Origin of the sequence: Streptomyces recifensis, assembly GCF_002154615.1 — a bacterium.
GTDB classification, from domain to species: domain Bacteria; phylum Actinomycetota; class Actinomycetes; order Streptomycetales; family Streptomycetaceae; genus Streptomyces; species Streptomyces griseoluteus.
On the sequence record NZ_MUNH01000158.1, the window covers coordinates 1 to 15,555 of the forward strand.

Below are 15,555 nucleotides of genomic sequence, written 5' to 3' on the forward strand. Positions count from 1 at the left end.
TGTGTATAAGGGACAGGGGGAGGGGGATGTCGTCGGGGATGCCGAAGCGGTCGCGGGCGGTGCGTTCGACGGCGCCGATGATGTCGAGGAAGCGGGGTTCGCGGGGCGCGAGGGAGGGTGCCGCGCGGGTCGTACCGAGCCAGCCCTCCCTGCCGTGCCGGGACTTGGCGTCCCGCTCGGCCGGAGTGTCGCCGGGGAGCGGCTCGGCGTCCTGGCCCTGCCAGTTCTCCAGGCGCCGGAAGCGCTCCCGCATCGACTCCTCGCTCCACCCGGAGTCACCGGTCAGCTCCACAAGACGCTGCCACTCCTTGCCCTGCGGGAACAGCATGATCAGCGCGTTGACCGTCGTACTCCCGCCGAGCGAGCTGCCGCGCGGGTACAGCACGCCGTCCTCGGCGCCGGTGAACTTGTGGTCCTCGCGCCGGGTCGCCGGGTCGTCCCAGTGGCGTACGAAGAAGCTCCACGCCATGTCGGGGTCCTCGCTGGCGAACGCCTGCATGATCGGGATCGAGTAGTAGGGGCAGTCGTGTTCGTCGCCCGCCTCCAGCACCAGGACCCGGTGCCCGGCCAGGGCGAGGCCGGCGGCCAGAGGGCCGCCGCCGGCGCCCGAGCCGACGACGACGAAGTCGAATTCCCGAGCGGTCTCCGGTGGCTGCTGAGGCATGCCTTCTCCTCCACGCGCTCCCCCCGGCCACTCTGCACCCGCGGGGCCGCGCCCGCCACATCATGCGGGTGACCGGGGCGGTGTCTACGTTGGAGAAAAGGACGTTTCCCCTGGCAGCCCCTGCCCTACGGAGGTTTCCCATGTCGGACGCGACCGACCTGAGCAAGGACCCGGCGCCGGACCCGGCGGAGGACAACGCGTTCTTCCCGTCCCCGTACTCGCTGAGCAAGTACACCGCGCCGAAGACCGATTTCGACGGGGTCCAGCACAAGGGCGCCTACACCGGTGGGCGGTGGAAGGTGCTGATGATCGGCACGGACGAGCGGTATCTGCTCACCCGGAACGGCACGTTCTTCTCCACCGGCAACCATCCCGTCGAGATGCTGCTCCCGCTGCACCACATGATGGAGGCGGGCTTCGACGTGGACGTGGCCACCCTCAGCGGCAACCCCGTGAAGCTGGAGCTGTGGGCCATGCCGGAGGAGGACAAGGCCGTCATGGAGACGTACGAGGCGGTCAAACCCCGGCTGAAGGAGCCGCTGAAGCTCTCCGAGGTGGTCGCGGACAAGCTCGGGCCCGAGTCGGACTACCTCGCCGTCTTCATCCCCGGCGGGCACGGAGCGGTGATCGGGCTCGCGGAGAGTGAGGACGTGACCGAGACGCTGGACTGGGCGCTCGCCAACGACAAGTACGTGATCACGCTCTGCCACGGTCCGGCCGCGCTGCTCGCCGCTGCCCGGGGCAAGGACACGTCGCCCTTCGACGGCTACTCGCTCTGCGTCTTCCCCGACGCCCTCGACACCGGCCCCAACCTCCAGATGGGCTACCTTCCCGGCCCGCTGCGCTGGCTGGTCGCCGACCTGCTGGAGAGACAGGGCGTGGAGGTCCTCAACTCCGGGATCACCGGCCAGACCCACCAGGACCGCGGACTCCTCACCGGCGACAGCCCGCTCGCCTCCAACGCGCTGGGCCTGCTGTCGGCCGACGTGCTGGTCGAGGCGGCGAAGGAGTGAGGCTCAGGGCAGCGCGAGTACGCAGAACTCGTGGCCCTCGGGGTCGGTGAGGCAGGTCCACGGTACGTCGCCCTGGCCGATGTCGAGGTCGGTGGCGCCGAGGGCCTTCAGCCGGGTGACCTCCGCCGCGTGGTCGTCGCCGGGGTGGGGGAGAAGGTCGAGGTGGACGCGGTCGGGTGCCGTGTCCGCGGTGGGGGAGCGGAACAACTCCAGGTACGGACCGGTGCCGTCGGCCGACCGCAGCAGGACGAGGTCGTCGGTCGACCGGTGCACGGTCCACCCCAGTGCCTCGCCCCAGAACCGGGCCGTCGCCGACGGCTGCGCGCAGTCCACGACCACCGCCGCGATCGGCCCGGTGTCCCGGTAGCGCTCCCGAGGCTCCAGCACACAGAACTCGTTGCCCTCGGGATCGGCGAGCACCACCCACGGCACGTCCCCCTGCCCGATGTCGAGCGCCGTGGCGCCGTGCTCCTTCAACCGCGCGACCAGCTGCGCCTGGTGATCCAGCGAGGTCGTGGCGAGATCGAGATGCGTGCGGTTCTTCGCCGCACTCTTGGGCCCGGGCACCGGCACGACATCCACCCCGACCACGACGGGGTCCGGCCACACCAGCCCTCCGGCCGGCCCGACATAGGTCGTCACACCGGGACGGTAAGCGGTCCACCCGAGCGCCTCGGCCCAGAACCGCCCCACCACCGAGGCGTCAACGGCCTTGATATTGACGTGCACAGGTCGCAGTCCCATGGCGCCGATCCTATGCACGGCTCCACGAGCGCCTCCGGAGGTCCCCGTGGCGCCAAGGGGAAGATCAGGTACCCAGGTTCCGTCAGCGCGCTTTCCACCCGCCGACGGTCCGCCGCCGACAACACCCCGTCCGCTACGGCGTCGCCCGGGGCGCCCGCGCCGAAAAACGGCGGCCGCTGCGGGGCGTGATCTCTACGCTGGTCCCGTGACTCACGGGAAGACCTCTTACGTCTGCCTCTCCTGCCGCGTCTCGTACAAGCAGTGGTACGACCGGGCCAGGCAGCGGACCTGTCCTGGCTGTGCCGGGCCGTTGATCCACGCGGGGTCGGCGTTCGCGGCGCCCCGGCGGCGGGATGTGGCGGGTTGGCGGACGCTGGCCGTGCTGCTCCGGGCCGGGGTGGGGTTCCACAAGAGTTGCTGTGGTGGGCCGGGTGAGCGGCCTCGGACGCTGCGGGAGGTACGGGAGCGGCTGACGTACGCGCGACGCGAGGGGACCTCGGTCGCCGCCGCGCTCGGGCAGCGTCATCTGCCGTAGCCGGGGGCCCTGGCAGGCGCCGCTGGGGGTGCCGGTACGCACGGTGTACCGGGACGTGCCCGGTCGGGCTCCGCGAGCGACGGCGCCGCTGCAGGCGTGAAGTGAGCGCCTGACTCGGCCAGTTGGGCCCGCCTCGGTGTCGGCACTCTGTGTCATTATGCGGACGCGTCCCAGGGGAGTGGGCCGCGGTTCACTGATCACCAGGGGGTGCGGGATGGGCGCGGGTACGGAGCCGGACGGTTCGTCCAGATCGGACGAGGAGTGGGAGCGGTTCCTGCGCGAGTCGGTGGCGGGCACCGCCGACGCGCCCAAGGAGCCGTCGGCGCGGGCCCGCGAGGTGGCGGGGCGGCTGCGCGCCGAGCCCGACCGAGGCCGGGACGGCCGGCGCAACCCCCCGCCCGAGCGGCCCCGCCGGCGCGTGGGCCGGTACGTGGTCGGACTCCTGGCCATGTCGGCCCTGCTCTTCGTGGCGCTCGCGCCCGGCCGGGTGGTGCACCTCGTCACCGGTTCCGGTTCGTCGCGGCCGGACGCCCAGCGCCCCACCGCGCAGGACCCGTTCCGTGGCTCACCGGCGGCGACCTGGGCGAGCGGAGCGGCGGGGATCACCGTGCCGAAGCAGGCCAAGGCGGTCGGCTGGATGAGCGCGGCCGAGGTCGAGCGGGCCCTCACCCGCAGCCGGGACTTCCTCGTCGCGTCCAGCCTGGACCGGGGGGTGCTGCGGGGCGAGCGCCCCCAGAAGGCGATCGCGCTCATCAACCCGCACCAGAAGGACGTCCAGCACCTCCTGAGGACCGCCTTCCGAACCCCGGGCGAGAAGAACGACCCCCTCCTCCTCTTCAGCCGCTTCCAGCCCGCCCGCGCCCAGCTGGTCGGCGACGTCGTGAAGACAAGGGGCGCGCTCACCTACCGCGAGGGCGAACGCGGAGCCCTGCAGGTGACCGCCGACGTCACCTTCGTCTACCCGGTCGCCCCCACGGACGGCGACGACGAGGTCCTGCGCACGATCGTCCGCCGCGAACTGGTCCTGAGCTGGGACGACCCCGACAAGGTCATCACCGAGCCCGGCACCTTCTCGATCACCTCGTACAAGTACGTCACGACCAACGGCGGCTGCGGCACCCCCACGGGCTACCTGGTCCCGCCCTTCGGCCCGGACCGCCATGCGGACGGGTCCGGCGAGGAGGTCGACCCGTACGACCGGGACACGCCGTTCGGCCGGGGCGGGTCCCCGGACGAGTGCGGGAGGGCGACGCGGTCCTAGGGGGTGTCACTGGGTGCCGGCCGTCCACTGTGACGGCCGGCATGGAAGCGCGCCTTCTTCTGCCGGTTCCCGCACGTGTTCATGTCGCACCATCTGCGGGTGCGGCTGCGGCTGGTATCGAAGAAGGCGGCTCGGCAGGTCGGTGAGGCGCACAGGGCCAGCTTTCCGTCTCGTTCGCCCGAGATGAGGCTGATCGCGTCGGCGGCGATCACGCCGAGGGCGTCTTCCACGGCGGAAGCCGGACCGAGCCGCCATTGCCGCTCGCCCTCGGTCGTCAGGACGGCCGCGGCCCGCCCCTGCGTACTGCGGCTGTTGATGGCCTGGACGGCAGGCGCCGGGAGGGCGTCCCCGATCGCGGCCGCTGTGGCGGCGGCGTGGATCGACTCCCTCAGTTACGAGACCCACCACTCACTCGACCCCGAACTCCGGGTCGACGTCCCGTCGGCGATCACCATGTACCCCCGCGACATCGAGAAGACTCCCCGCACGTGGGCGCAGGAGCGCTACCGCAGGATCGTCCGCTGGAGGTCACCCGAAGCCGGGGGCCACTTCCCGTCGCTGGAGGTCCCCGAGTATTTCGTCCGGGACCTGCGGGAGGGCCTCGCGGCCGTGCTGGCCGCCCACCCGTGACCGAGTGCCGTACTCGCCCGTCTGCCCGTCGAACACGCCCGGCCCCGCTCGGCGCGGGGACCGCCCCTTCGTACATCTGATTGCATAAACCTGCGGCGCTACGTATAGTCATGCCAAGTGAAGGAGGTTGGCATGGTGGTGCGTGCGGCGGTGGCCGGGGCCAGTGGGTATGCGGGTGGGGAGTTGCTGCGGCTGCTGCTCGGGCATGCCGGGGTCGAGGTCGGGACGCTCACCGGGCACTCCAGTGCCGGGCGGCGGCTGGGGGAGCTGCAGCCGCAGCTCGCGCCGCTGGCCGACCGGGTACTCGCGGAGACGACCGCCGAGGCGCTCGCCGGGCACGACGTGGTGTTCCTGGCGCTGCCCCACGGGCAGTCCGCCGCAGTCGCCGAGCAGCTCGGCCCGGACGTGCTCGTGATCGACCTGGGCGCCGACTTCCGGCTTGCCGACCCGGCCGACTGGGAGCGGTTCTACGGCTCCCCGCACGCCGGCACCTGGCCCTACGGCCTGCCCGAACTCCCCGGCGCGCGCGCCGCGTTGGAGGGCGCCAAGCGCATCGCCGTACCCGGCTGCTACCCCACCGCCGTCTCCCTCGCCCTCTTCCCCGCCTACGACGCCGGGATCACCGAACCCGAGGCCGTGATCGTCGCCGCCTCCGGCACCTCCGGGGCCGGCAAGGCACCCAAGGCGCATCTGCTCGGCAGCGAGGTCATGGGCTCCATGACCCCGTACGGCGTCGGCGGCGGACACCGGCACACCCCCGAGATGATCCAGAACCTCAGCGCGGCCGCCGGGGAGCGGGTGAGCGTCTCGTTCACCCCGACCCTCGCGCCCATGCCCCGCGGCATCCTCGCCACGTGCAGCGCCAGGGCGCGCGCCGGGGTCACCGCGGAAGCGGTCCGCGCGGTCTACGAGAAGGCGTACGCCGACGAGCCGTATCTGCGGCTGCTGCCCGAGGGACAGTGGCCGGCCACCGGCGCCGTGACCGGCTCCAACGCCGTCCAGGTGCAGGTCGCCCTGGACGCGGAGACCGGCCGGGTCATCGTGATCAGCGCCATCGACAACCTGACCAAGGGCACCGCGGGCGGTGCCGTACAGAGCATGAACATCGCCCTCGGGCTCGACGAGACCACCGGGCTTTCCACGATCGGAGTCGCGCCTTGAGCGTCACAGCGGCCAAGGGTTTCACCGCGGCGGGCATCGCCGCCGGGATCAAGCAGAACGGCAACCCCGACCTGGCCCTCGTGGTCAACACGGGCCCCCGACGGGCCGCCGCCGGCGTCTTCACCGCCAACCGCGTGAAGGCCGCCCCGGTGCTGTGGTCCGAGCAGGTCCTCAAGAGCGGGCAGATCAGCGCGGTCGTCCTCAACTCCGGCGGCGCCAACGCCTGCACCGGCCCCCGGGGTTTCCAGGACACCCACGCCACCGCCGAGAAGGTCGGCGAGGTCCTCGGCCGCGGCGCCATCGAGGTCGCCGTCTGCTCCACCGGCCTCATCGGCGTCACCCTGCCCATGGACAAGCTGCTGCCCGGCGTCGAGAAGGCCGCCGCCGCACTGAGCGAACACGGCGGCGAGAAGGCGGCCCTCGCCATCAAGACCACCGACACCCACCACAAGACCGCAGTGGTGAGCCGGGACGGGTGGACGGTCGGCGGCATGGCGAAGGGCGCCGGCATGCTCGCCCCCGGCCTCGCCACCATGCTCGTCGTCCTCACCACCGACGCCGGCCTCACCGACGCCGAGCTGGACAAGGCGCTGCGCGACGCCACCAGGGTCACCTTCGACCGGGTCGACTCCGACGGATGCATGTCCACCAACGACACCGTCCTGCTGCTCTCCTCCGGTGCCTCCGGCATCACCCCCGGCTACGACGACTTCGCCGACGCCGTGCGTGAGGTCTGCGCCGACCTCGGCCGCCAGCTCATCGGCGACGCCGAGGGCGCCAGCAAGGACATCAAGGTCGAGGTGATCAACGCGGCCACCGAGGAGGACGCCGTCGAGGTCGGCCGGTCCATCGCCCGCAACAACCTCCTCAAGTGCGCCCTCCACGGCGAGGACCCCAACTGGGGCCGGGTGCTGTCCGCCATCGGCACCACGAAGGCCGCCTTCGAGCCCGACCGGCTGAACGTCGCCATCAACGGCGTCTGGGTCTGCCGGGACGGCTCGGTCGGCGAGGACCGCGACCTGGTCGACATGCGCTACCGCGAGGTGCACATCGTCGCCGACCTCGCCGCCGGCACCGAGACCGCGACCATCTGGACCAACGACCTGACCGCGGACTACGTCCACGAGAACAGCGCGTACAGCTCATGAGCACCCCCACGCGGAAGCACACCGCCCTGCCCAAGGCGCAGACCCTCGTCGAGGCGCTGCCCTGGCTCACCCGCCACCACGGCCGCACCGTCGTCATCAAGTTCGGCGGCAACGCCATGGTCGACGAGAGCCTGAAGGCCGCGTTCGCCCAGGACGTCGTCTTCCTGCGCCACGCCGGTCTGCGGCCCGTCGTCGTGCACGGCGGCGGCCCGCAGATCAGCGCCGCCCTCGACCGGCACGGCATCGTCAGCGAGTTCAAGGCCGGCCTGCGCGTCACCACCGAGGACGCCATGGACGTCGTACGGATGGTGCTCGCCGGGCAGGTGCAGCGCGAGCTGGTCGGCCTGCTCAACCAGCACGGCCCGCTCGCCGTCGGCCTCACCGGCGAGGACGCCCACACCATCACCGCGACCCGGCACCGGCCCAGGATCGACGGCGAACTCATCGACATCGGACGCGTCGGCGAGATCACCGAGATCGACACCGGCGCCATCGAAGCCCTGCTCGCCGACGGCCGCATCCCGGTCGTCTCCTCGATCGCCCGCTCCCAGGACGACGGACATGTCTACAACGTCAATGCTGATACGGCGGCTGCGGCACTCGCTGCTGCGCTGGGCGCCGAAACCCTCATGGTCCTCACCGACGTCGAGGGCCTCTACGAGGACTGGCCGCACTCCGACGAGGTGATCAGCCGCCTCACCGCCACCGAGCTGGAGAAACTGCTGCCCGACCTCTCCTCGGGCATGGTGCCGAAGATGGAGGGCTGCCTGCACGCCGTACGCAACGGCGTGCGCACCGCCCGCGTCATCGACGGCCGCGTCCAGCACTCGATCCTGCTGGAGATCTTCACCGACGAGGGCATCGGCACCATGGTCGTGCCCGACGAGCCGGACACACCGGGGGAGTCATGAGCAACGAGGAACTGACCGCGCGCTGGCAGGGCGCGCTCATGAACAACTACGGCACCCCGCGCCTCCCCCTGCTGCGGGGCGAGGGAACGGCCGTCTGGGACGCCGACGGCAAGCGGTACCTGGACTTCGTGGGCGGTATCGCGGTCAACGCCCTCGGGCACGCCCACCCGGCGGTCGTCCGCGCGGTGAGCGAGCAGATCGGCACCCTCGGCCACGTCTCCAACCTGTTCGTCGCCGAGCCGCCCGTCGCCCTCGCCGAGCGCCTGCTGCGGCTGTTCGGCCGGGACGGCAAGGTGTTCTTCTGCAACTCCGGCGCCGAGGCCAACGAGGGCGCGCTGAAGATCGGCCGGCTCACCGGGCGCACCCACATGGTGGCGACCGACGGCGGCTTCCACGGCCGCACCATGGGCGCCCTCGCCCTCACCGGCCAGCCCGCCAAGCAGGAGCCGTTCCGGCCGCTGCCCGGGGACGTCACGCACGTCCCGTACGGCGACCCGCAGGCGCTCGCCGCCGCCGTCACCCCGGACACCGCCATGGTGATCATCGAGCCGGTCCAGGGCGAGAGCGGGGTCGTGGTGCCGCCGCCCGGCTACCTCAAGGCAGCCCGCGCCATCACCGCCGCCACCGGCGCACTGCTCGTGCTGGACGAGGTGCAGACCGGCGTCGGCCGCACCGGCGGCTGGTTCGCCTACCAGGCCCACGAGGGCGTACTGCCCGACGTCGTCACCCTCGCCAAGGGGCTCGGCGGGGGACTGCCGCTCGGCGCCACCGTCGCCTTCGGCCGCGCCGCCGAGCTGCTGCGGCCCGGCCAGCACGGCACCACCTTCGGCGGCAACCCGGTCGCCTGCGCCGCCGGACTCGCCGTCCTGGACACCGTCGAGGACGAGGACCTGCTCGCCAACACCAAGCGGCAGAGCGAGGCCCTGCGCGCCGGGATCGAGGCCCTGGGCCACCCGCTGGTCGACCATGTCCGGGGTGCGGGTCTGCTGCTGGGTATCGTGCTCACCGGGCCGCACGCCACGCAGGCGCAGGCGGCGGCCCAGGAGGCCGGGTTCCTGGTGAACGCGCCCGCCCCCGACGTCGTGCGGCTCATGCCCCCGCTGAACCTCCGCGACGACGAGGTGGACGCCTTCCTCCAGGCGCTGCCCGGCATCCTCGACGCAAGCACCGAGGACGGACGATCCCGAGAATGAGACGACGATGAGCCAGGCGCAGGACCACGATCAGGCGGCGGGCGGACCCGCCGTACCGCAGACCCGGACGGCCCGACACCGCCGGATCGTGGACATCCTCAACCGGCAGCCGGTGCGCTCGCAGAGCCAGCTCGCCAAGCTGCTCGCCGACGACGGACTGAGCGTCACCCAGGCGACGCTCTCCCGCGATCTGGACGAGCTGAACGCGGTCAAGATCCGCAACACCGACGGCGACCTGATCTACGCGGTGCCCAGCGAGGGCGGCTTCCGCACCCCGCGCGCCCCGCTGGGCGGCTCCGCCAAGGAGGAGCGGATGCGGCGGCTCTCCCAGGAGCTGCTGATCTCCGCCGAGGCGTCCGCCAACCTCGTCGTGCTGCGCACCCCGCCGGGCGCCGCCCAGTTCCTCGCCTCGGCCATCGACCAGGCCGAACTCCACGACGTCCTCGGCACCATCGCCGGCGACGACACCCTCATGCTGATCAGCCGCGACGCCACCGGCGGCCAGGCCCTCGCCGACCACCTGCTGCGCCTCGCCCAGAACGCGCCGTAGGCCGCCGGCGGGCCGCCGGGGTCCCGCTCAGCCCAGCCGGGTCGCCAGGCCCCCCGTGCAGCGGACCTCGTCGCCCGCGGTGATCAGCAGGCCCTCCACGTCCGGGAGGGACTCCAGCCAGGCCAGGCCCGCGCGGGAGCCCATCGCGAAGGCGGCGGTGGCCCAGCAGTCCGCCCAGGTCAGCCGGGGTGCCACCACCGTCACGGCGACCAGGTCGGTCACCGCGGAGCGGCCGGTGCGCGGGTCCACGATGTGCGCGCCCCGCTCGGCCGTGCCCGAGGTCGCCACCGCCAGCTCGTCCGCGCCGGCCGCCGACACCACCGCCGCCAGCCCGCCCGGCCGGAGCGGATCGGCCACGCCCACCCGCCAGGCCCGGTGCGGCTCGGGCGCGCCCACCATCTGGACGTCACCCCCGCCGTTCACGCTCACTCCGCACACCCCCGTGACGGCGGCCAGCGTGCGCGCGGCCCGCTCGGCGGACCAGCCCTTGACGATCCCGGTCGGGTCGAGCGTCCCCCGGTACCGGGTGCTGAACCAGCCGTCGCTCACCCGCTCCGCCTCGGCGGCCAGCGCCAGCACCTCGCGCACCTCGGGAGCGCACTGCTCCGGTGTCAGCTCCTCGCGGGCCAGCCGGGACACCTCGCTGTCCGCGCGGTAGGTGCTGAACACGGCGTCGGCCCGGTGCAGCCCCGCGACCGCCGTCTCCAGCGCCGCGCGCACCTCGCCGGGGTCGCCGCCGCGCACGTCGAAGGAGAAGACGGTCCCCATGACCTCCTCGGCGTGCCGCAGCACGTGCGGTGTCCCCGCCCGCTCGGCCACCGTCTCAGCCACCGGCCTGGTCCAGCGCGGACTGGAGCGACTTCTTGTACCCGGTGCTGGTGTAGGTCGCCCCGGACACCGAGTCGATCTCCGCGCTGCCCGCCGCGACCGCCGCCCGGTTCAGCCGGGGCACCGCGAGCGCGGTCTTCTCGTCGCTCGTCGGGCCCTTCGGCGCCTGGACCGCCTCCGCCTTGGTGATCTTCTTCCCGCTGAGCGTGACCCGTACCTGGACGGCCCCGTAGGGCGTCTGCTCCGCGCTGCCGGTGACCGTGCGGGCCTGCGCCGCACCCGGACTCCCGCCGCCCGAGCCCTTCTTGACCTGGTCCAGCGCGGACTGGAGCGACTTCTTGTACCCGGTGCTGGTGTACGTCGCCCCCGACACCGCATCGATGTCCGCGTTCTGCGTCGCGAGGACCGCCTGGTTCAGCCGGGGTACCGCGAGCGCGGTCTTCTCGTCGCTCGTCGGGCCCTTCGGCGCCTCGACGGCCTCCGCCTTGGTGATCTTCCCGCCGCTGACCGTCAGCCGGACCCGCACGGCTCCGTACGGCGTCTGCGCCGCGTCCCCGGTGACCGTGCCTGCCTGGTCGGACGCCGGGGCACCGCCGCCGGACCCGCCCTGCGGGGACTCCTGCGCGGCCGCCGACGCCGGCGGAGCGGCCGCCGAGGCCGACGCCGGGCCGGACGCGGGCTTCAGCGACAGCAGCAGCACGACACCGGACACGGTGGCCGCGGTGGCCAGCATCACGCGACGGATGGGGTGGCTCTTCCTCATGGCTTCTGGAGCTCCGCTCACATCTCGAACGACTCGTGATGGATGCGCCGGGCGGGGACCCCCGCGCCGCGCAGTGCCTCGTACACCGCCTGCGCGAAGCCGGGCGGCCCGCACATGAAGACGTCGTGGCGGTCGATGTCGGGCATCTTGCGACGGAGGTTCTCCGCCGAGATGTCCGGCCGCTCGCCCTCCGGGCTGTTCACCGCGTACATCAGCCGGGCGCCCCGCTCCTCGGCGATCGCGGCCAGCTCGTCCCACAGGGCGAGATCCTGCGTGGTGTTGGCCCGGTACAGCAGGGTGATGTCACCGGCGGCGCCCGGCAGCGTCTCGAACAGCGCGCGCATCGGCGTGATGCCGACCCCGCCCGCCACCAGCAGCACCTTGCCCCGGCTGCGCCGCTGCGCGGTGAGCGCCCCGTACGGGCCCTCCGCCCACACGCGGGTGCCCGGCTCCAGTTCGCGCAGCCGCGCGCTGTGGTCGCCGATCGCCTTCACGGTGATCCGCAGCATGCCCGGCCGGGGCGCGGCCGACAGCGAGTACGGGTGCGAGCTGAACCGCATCCCCGGCGCCAGGAACCGCCAGCGGAAGAACTGGCCCGCCTCCGCGCCCATCCGGTGCAGCTTCCGCCCGGAGATCAGCACCGACACGATCCCCGGCGACTCCTCGATCACCGCCTCCACCCGCATCCGGTGCCGCAGGTTCAGCCGGACCGGCACGATGACCCGGTACCACAGCACCAGCGCGGTCACCACGCCGTACAGCACGTACCAGAAGGTCTTCGCCATCGGCTCGACCGCGAAGTCGTTGCCGGTGGTGATCTGGTGCCAGAAGGTCAGGAACACCGCCGCATAGGTCAGCAGGTGCACGTGGTACCAGGTGTCGTACGGAAGCCTGCGCCGGACCGCGCCGATGGAGGAGAGCCCGATCACCACGAACAGGCCGGTGCCGATGGCCGCCTTGCCCATGTCGGGGAGCTGGTTCACCGAATCGACGGTCTGCTGGACGATGTCGCCGAGCGTCTTGCCCGCCTGGAGGGCGTATCCCCACATGATGAGGAAGACGTGCGCCAGGACCAGGCTCAGCGTGTAGCGGCCGCTCATCGCGTGCCAGCGGGCCACCCGGTCCGAGCCGACCCGCCGCTCCAGCGCCGGTACGCGCGCCATCTGCAGCACGACCAGTGCCATCAGGTACCCGGCCAGCAGCCCGGTGATCCGCCCGGCGTTCAGGACCCGGCCGGTGTTGTCGGCGATCGAGGGGGTGTTGTGCCACCAGAGCCACAACACGGCCGCCGCGCCCGCCCACACCGCGAGAAGCAGCGGGACGGCCGGCGAGCGGCGCGGGCGGATGCGGCGCATCGTCTGGCGGCGGGCGGCACGTCCGCCTGCGAGCGTGGTGGTCACGGTTCCTCCGGGGGACTTGACCCTTGGCCCACACATACGTGCGGTGCGGGCGGAGTGTTCAGCGTCCCGGCGGCGGACCTGGCGAGGGTCGGTGACGGACGAGCGCGGTGGCTCCACCCTGCGTTCCGATGGCGATGTGCGGGTGCCTGGACGGGTCGGTCCAGCGCAGGATCTCCGCCATGGCGTCGGGGGGTACGGAGACGCAACCGGCCGTCGCCGCCTTGCCGTTGACGTGCAGGAAGATGCCCGCCCCGCGCCCGCGCACCGGTTGGTGGTAGTTGAAGCCGATGACGAGGGCGTGGGCGTACTGGGCGGTGTAGGAGACCAGGTGCTCGGACTCCGAGGCGCGGCAGTCGGCGGGGAGGGGGTCGGTCCAGCGGTTGTAGGCGCGGGAGTCGTTGTCCTGGCACCACCAGGAACTCTCGGCGACCGGGCGGTACTCGACGCGCGTCCCCGCCGGGGCCGCCTCGACGCCGAAGCCGAACGGCAGGTCGTACAGCCCGGTCGGTGTCGTGTTGGTGCCCTGCTGCCGTGAGATGCCCTCCACCAGACCGCCCGAGCCGAACCGCGCGGGCGCCGTCCCGGCCGCCCTCCACCGCCCGTTCCGCAGGTCCCACCAGGTGAGGGTGCCGGTGGTGGAGTGGGCGTCCGGGGCCTCGGCGGTGATGAGCTGGGTGCCGCCGCCGGTGTCCGCGAGGCGCGCGGGCAACGGGGTGCCGGCCGGTGTGAGGCCGAGCGCGCAGAACGAGGCGGAGACGAGGGCGGTGACCAGGCGGCGGCGCATGGCTCAGACCGTAGAGGGCGGCAGCGGCAACGGCAGGCCGGGCAGCCCGTCGATGCTCGTCGCGATGTGCTCCTTACCGGTGAAGTAGTCGCTGAGCGAGGCGTCGTCCTCCCTGGCGAACCGCCGCCGGTGCGCATCGCGGTCCTGCTCGTAGGCCATGCGGGGCACGGCGTACCCGCACGAGTCCCGCACCAGCTCGGCGTGCACCACGATGATCGCCCGCAGCCCGTGCGGGGCCGGGTCGATGCCGGGGAAGGCGGCCAGCAGCTCGCCGAAGCGCGGGTCGTCACGGAAGACCGGTTCTCCCCGGCCGTGCACGCGCACGATGTTCGGCGGGCCCTGGAAGGCGCACCACATCAGGGTGATCCGGCCGTTCTCCCGCAGGTGGGCCACGGTCTCCGCGTTGGAGCCCGCGAAGTCGAGATACGCCACCGTCAGCTCGTCCAGCACGACGAACGAGCCCTTCAGGCCCTTGGGGGAGAGGTTCACGGTGCCGTCGCCGGCCAGGGGTGCGGTCGCCGTGAAGAAGAGGGGCTGCTCCTCGATGAATCTCCGGACCTTGCCGTCGATGCGCTCATATGTCTTTCCCATGCCCGCTGCCTACCCCACCTCCGCGATTGACGAATCATGCGGAGTTCTGCATACTCATGCATATCAGCGAATGCACGTGAGGAGAGAACCCGTGACCGAGCGCGTCGTACTCGCCTACTCAGGCGGACTGGACACCTCCGTCGCCATCGGCTGGATCGCCGAGGAGACGGGCGCCGAGGTCATCGCCGTTGCGGTGGACGTCGGCCAGGGCGGCGAGGACCTGGACGTCATCCGCAAGCGCGCCCTCGCGTGCGGTGCCGTCGAGGCCGAAGTGGCCGACGCCAAGGACGAGTTCGCCGAGGAGTACTGCCTCCCGGCGATCAAGGCGAACGCCCTGTACATGGACCGCTACCCGCTGGTCTCCGCCCTCTCCCGGCCGACGATCGTCAAGCACCTCGTCGCCGCCGCGCAGAAGCACGGCGCCACCACGGTCGCCCACGGCTGCACCGGCAAGGGCAACGACCAGGTCCGCTTCGAGGCCGGCATCGTCGCCCTCGCCCCCGACCTGAAGTGCATCGCCCCGGTCCGCGACTACGCGATGACCCGTGACAAGGCGATCGCCTTCTGCGAGGCGAAGAACCTTCCGATCGCCACCACCAAGAAGTCCCCGTACTCCATCGACCAGAACGTCTTCGGACGCGCCGTCGAGACGGGCTTCCTGGAGGACATCTGGAACGCCCCGATCGAGGACATCTACGAGTACACCTCCAACCCGGCCGAGGTCCGCGAGGCCGACGAGGTCGTCGTCACCTTCGAGCGCGGTGTACCGGTCGCCCTCGACGGCCGCCCGGTCACCGTCCTCCAGGCCATCCAGCAGCTCAACGAGCGCGCGGGTGCCCAGGGCATCGGCCGGATCGACATGGTCGAGGACCGCCTCGTCGGCATCAAGTCCCGCGAGGTGTACGAGGCTCCGGGCGCCATCGCCCTGATCACCGCCCACCAGGAGCTGGAGAACGTCACCGTCGAGCGTGAACTCGCCCGCTACAAGCGGCAGGTGGAGCAGCGCTGGGGCGAACTGGTCTACGACGGCCAGTGGTTCTCTCCGCTCAAGCGGGCGCTGGACGGCTTCATCACTGAGGCCAACGAGCACGTGTCCGGCGACGTCCGGATGACCCTGCACGGCGGCCGCGCCGTCGTCACCGGCCGCCGGTCCCAGTCGTCGCTGTACGACTTCAACCTGGCCACCTACGACACCGGCGACACCTTCGACCAGGCCGCCGCCAAGGGCTTCATCGACATCTACAGCCTGTCGTCGAAGATCGCCGCCAAGCGGGACCTGGCGTAAGCGACCTCGCGCGGGAAGCGTCGTTAGAAGGACAGCAGCAGAACGGCCGCCTCCCCGCCCGCCAGGGCGGGGAGGCGGCCGTACACCCAGCCAC

General features: G+C 72.1%; 16 protein-coding genes and 2 pseudogenes. 10 read left to right on the forward strand and 8 right to left on the reverse strand.

Annotated elements, in window-relative coordinates; genetic code table 11:
* A partial coding sequence (locus CCN33_RS10235) for a GMC family oxidoreductase N-terminal domain-containing protein (RefSeq protein ID WP_208621702.1) occupies positions 1-664 on the reverse strand: 664 nt, incomplete at its 3' end.
* Between the two features lie 140 nt (positions 665-804).
* Here CCN33_RS10235 and hchA point away from each other — a divergent pair.
* Entirely contained in the window at positions 805-1,677 is an 873-nt protein-coding gene (hchA, locus tag CCN33_RS10240; RefSeq protein WP_086693338.1) for a glyoxalase III HchA, read from the forward strand.
* 3 nt (positions 1,678-1,680) lie between these two features.
* On the opposite strand, the gene CCN33_RS10245 is transcribed toward hchA, so the two are convergent.
* The gene (locus tag CCN33_RS10245; RefSeq protein ID WP_086693339.1) at positions 1,681-2,421 is read right to left on the reverse strand and encodes a VOC family protein; all 741 of its coding nucleotides are present in this window, start codon (positions 2,419-2,421) and stop codon (positions 1,681-1,683) included.
* Between the two features lie 205 nt (positions 2,422-2,626).
* Between CCN33_RS10245 and CCN33_RS10250 the strand changes: the two genes are divergently transcribed.
* On the forward strand, positions 2,627-2,956 hold the full coding sequence (locus CCN33_RS10250) for a deoxyxylulose-5-phosphate synthase (RefSeq protein WP_086693340.1): 330 nt from the start codon (positions 2,627-2,629) through the stop codon (positions 2,954-2,956).
* Between the two features lie 214 nt (positions 2,957-3,170).
* Positions 3,171-4,217 carry a hypothetical protein gene (locus tag CCN33_RS10255; RefSeq protein WP_086693341.1) on the forward strand — a complete coding sequence of 349 codons (1,047 nt, stop codon included), beginning with the start codon at positions 3,171-3,173 and terminating at the stop codon, positions 4,215-4,217.
* Here CCN33_RS10255 and CCN33_RS10260 read toward each other — a convergent pair.
* A pseudogene (locus CCN33_RS10260) lies at positions 4,214-4,609 on the reverse strand (CGNR zinc finger domain-containing protein); the annotation flags it as partial. The gene CCN33_RS10255 and the pseudogene CCN33_RS10260 sit on opposite strands and share 4 nt — an antisense overlap.
* Before the next feature lies 1 nt (position 4,610).
* Between CCN33_RS10260 and CCN33_RS10265 the strand changes: the two are divergent.
* The 6 genes and pseudogenes from CCN33_RS10265 to CCN33_RS10290 all read left to right on the forward strand — a co-directional run.
* Positions 4,611-4,847 (forward strand): annotated as a pseudogene (locus CCN33_RS10265) (epoxide hydrolase); the annotation flags it as partial.
* A 132-nt stretch (positions 4,848-4,979) separates the two neighbouring features.
* Positions 4,980-6,008 (forward strand): N-acetyl-gamma-glutamyl-phosphate reductase, encoded by a 1,029-nt coding sequence (argC, locus tag CCN33_RS10270; RefSeq protein ID WP_086693343.1) that lies wholly within the window; start codon positions 4,980-4,982, stop codon positions 6,006-6,008.
* On the forward strand, positions 6,005-7,156 hold the full coding sequence (gene argJ, locus CCN33_RS10275) for a bifunctional glutamate N-acetyltransferase/amino-acid acetyltransferase ArgJ (RefSeq protein ID WP_086693344.1): 1,152 nt from the start codon (positions 6,005-6,007) through the stop codon (positions 7,154-7,156). Before argC ends, argJ begins: the two co-directional genes overlap by 4 nt.
* Positions 7,153-8,067, forward strand: a complete 915-nt coding sequence (gene argB / locus CCN33_RS10280; RefSeq protein ID WP_086693345.1) for an acetylglutamate kinase — start codon at positions 7,153-7,155, stop codon at positions 8,065-8,067. The genes argJ and argB overlap by 4 nt, the downstream gene beginning before the upstream one ends.
* On the forward strand, positions 8,064-9,260 hold the full coding sequence (locus tag CCN33_RS10285) for an acetylornithine transaminase (RefSeq protein ID WP_086693346.1): 1,197 nt from the start codon (positions 8,064-8,066) through the stop codon (positions 9,258-9,260). The genes argB and CCN33_RS10285 overlap by 4 nt, the downstream gene beginning before the upstream one ends.
* A gap of 7 nt (positions 9,261-9,267) precedes the next feature.
* Positions 9,268-9,810: an arginine repressor gene (locus CCN33_RS10290; protein ID WP_030812919.1), complete on the forward strand. Its 543-nt coding sequence runs from the start codon at positions 9,268-9,270 to the stop codon at positions 9,808-9,810.
* A gap of 27 nt (positions 9,811-9,837) precedes the next feature.
* On the opposite strand, the gene CCN33_RS10295 is transcribed toward CCN33_RS10290, so the two are convergent.
* The 5 genes from CCN33_RS10295 to CCN33_RS10315 are packed head-to-tail and all read right to left on the reverse strand — an operon-like array spanning position 9,838 to position 14,176.
* Entirely contained in the window at positions 9,838-10,578 is a 741-nt protein-coding gene (locus tag CCN33_RS10295) for an FAD:protein FMN transferase (protein ID WP_392228764.1), read from the reverse strand.
* Between the two features lie 55 nt (positions 10,579-10,633).
* Positions 10,634-11,401 carry an FMN-binding protein gene (locus tag CCN33_RS10300; protein WP_208621703.1) on the reverse strand — a complete coding sequence of 256 codons (768 nt, stop codon included), beginning with the start codon at positions 11,399-11,401 and terminating at the stop codon, positions 10,634-10,636.
* A gap of 17 nt (positions 11,402-11,418) precedes the next feature.
* Positions 11,419-12,801 carry a ferredoxin reductase family protein gene (locus CCN33_RS10305; RefSeq protein ID WP_167387818.1) on the reverse strand — a complete coding sequence of 461 codons (1,383 nt, stop codon included), beginning with the start codon at positions 12,799-12,801 and terminating at the stop codon, positions 11,419-11,421.
* A 58-nt stretch (positions 12,802-12,859) separates the two neighbouring features.
* The gene (locus CCN33_RS10310; RefSeq protein WP_086693348.1) at positions 12,860-13,585 is read right to left on the reverse strand and encodes a L,D-transpeptidase family protein; all 726 of its coding nucleotides are present in this window, start codon (positions 13,583-13,585) and stop codon (positions 12,860-12,862) included.
* 3 nt (positions 13,586-13,588) lie between these two features.
* Entirely contained in the window at positions 13,589-14,176 is a 588-nt protein-coding gene (locus CCN33_RS10315) for a pyridoxamine 5'-phosphate oxidase family protein (protein ID WP_086693349.1), read from the reverse strand.
* Between the two features lie 91 nt (positions 14,177-14,267).
* On the opposite strand from CCN33_RS10315, the gene CCN33_RS10320 reads away from it, so the two are divergent.
* The gene (locus CCN33_RS10320) at positions 14,268-15,461 is read left to right on the forward strand and encodes an argininosuccinate synthase (protein WP_208621704.1); all 1,194 of its coding nucleotides are present in this window, start codon (positions 14,268-14,270) and stop codon (positions 15,459-15,461) included.
* Positions 15,462-15,555: the final 94 nt, after the last annotated feature.

Coding starts and splice junctions, on each gene's coding strand:
- CCN33_RS10315 (WP_086693349.1), bottom strand. CDS start 14,176: ATGGGAAAGACATATGAGCGCATCGACGGCAAGGTCCGGAGATTCATC.
- CCN33_RS10290 (WP_030812919.1), top strand. CDS start 9,268: ATGAGCCAGGCGCAGGACCACGATCAGGCGGCGGGCGGACCCGCCGTA.
- CCN33_RS10255 (WP_086693341.1), top strand. CDS start 3,171: ATGGGCGCGGGTACGGAGCCGGACGGTTCGTCCAGATCGGACGAGGAG.
- CCN33_RS10295 (WP_392228764.1), bottom strand. CDS start 10,578: ATGGGGACCGTCTTCTCCTTCGACGTGCGCGGCGGCGACCCCGGCGAG.
- CCN33_RS10285 (WP_086693346.1), top strand. CDS start 8,064: ATGAGCAACGAGGAACTGACCGCGCGCTGGCAGGGCGCGCTCATGAAC.
- CCN33_RS10245 (WP_086693339.1), bottom strand. CDS start 2,421: ATGGGACTGCGACCTGTGCACGTCAATATCAAGGCCGTTGACGCCTCG.
- CCN33_RS10310 (WP_086693348.1), bottom strand. CDS start 13,585: ATGCGCCGCCGCCTGGTCACCGCCCTCGTCTCCGCCTCGTTCTGCGCG.
- hchA (WP_086693338.1), top strand. CDS start 805: ATGTCGGACGCGACCGACCTGAGCAAGGACCCGGCGCCGGACCCGGCG.
- CCN33_RS10300 (WP_208621703.1), bottom strand. CDS start 11,401: ATGAGGAAGAGCCACCCCATCCGTCGCGTGATGCTGGCCACCGCGGCC.
- argC (WP_086693343.1), top strand. CDS start 4,980: ATGGTGGTGCGTGCGGCGGTGGCCGGGGCCAGTGGGTATGCGGGTGGG.
- argB (WP_086693345.1), top strand. CDS start 7,153: ATGAGCACCCCCACGCGGAAGCACACCGCCCTGCCCAAGGCGCAGACC.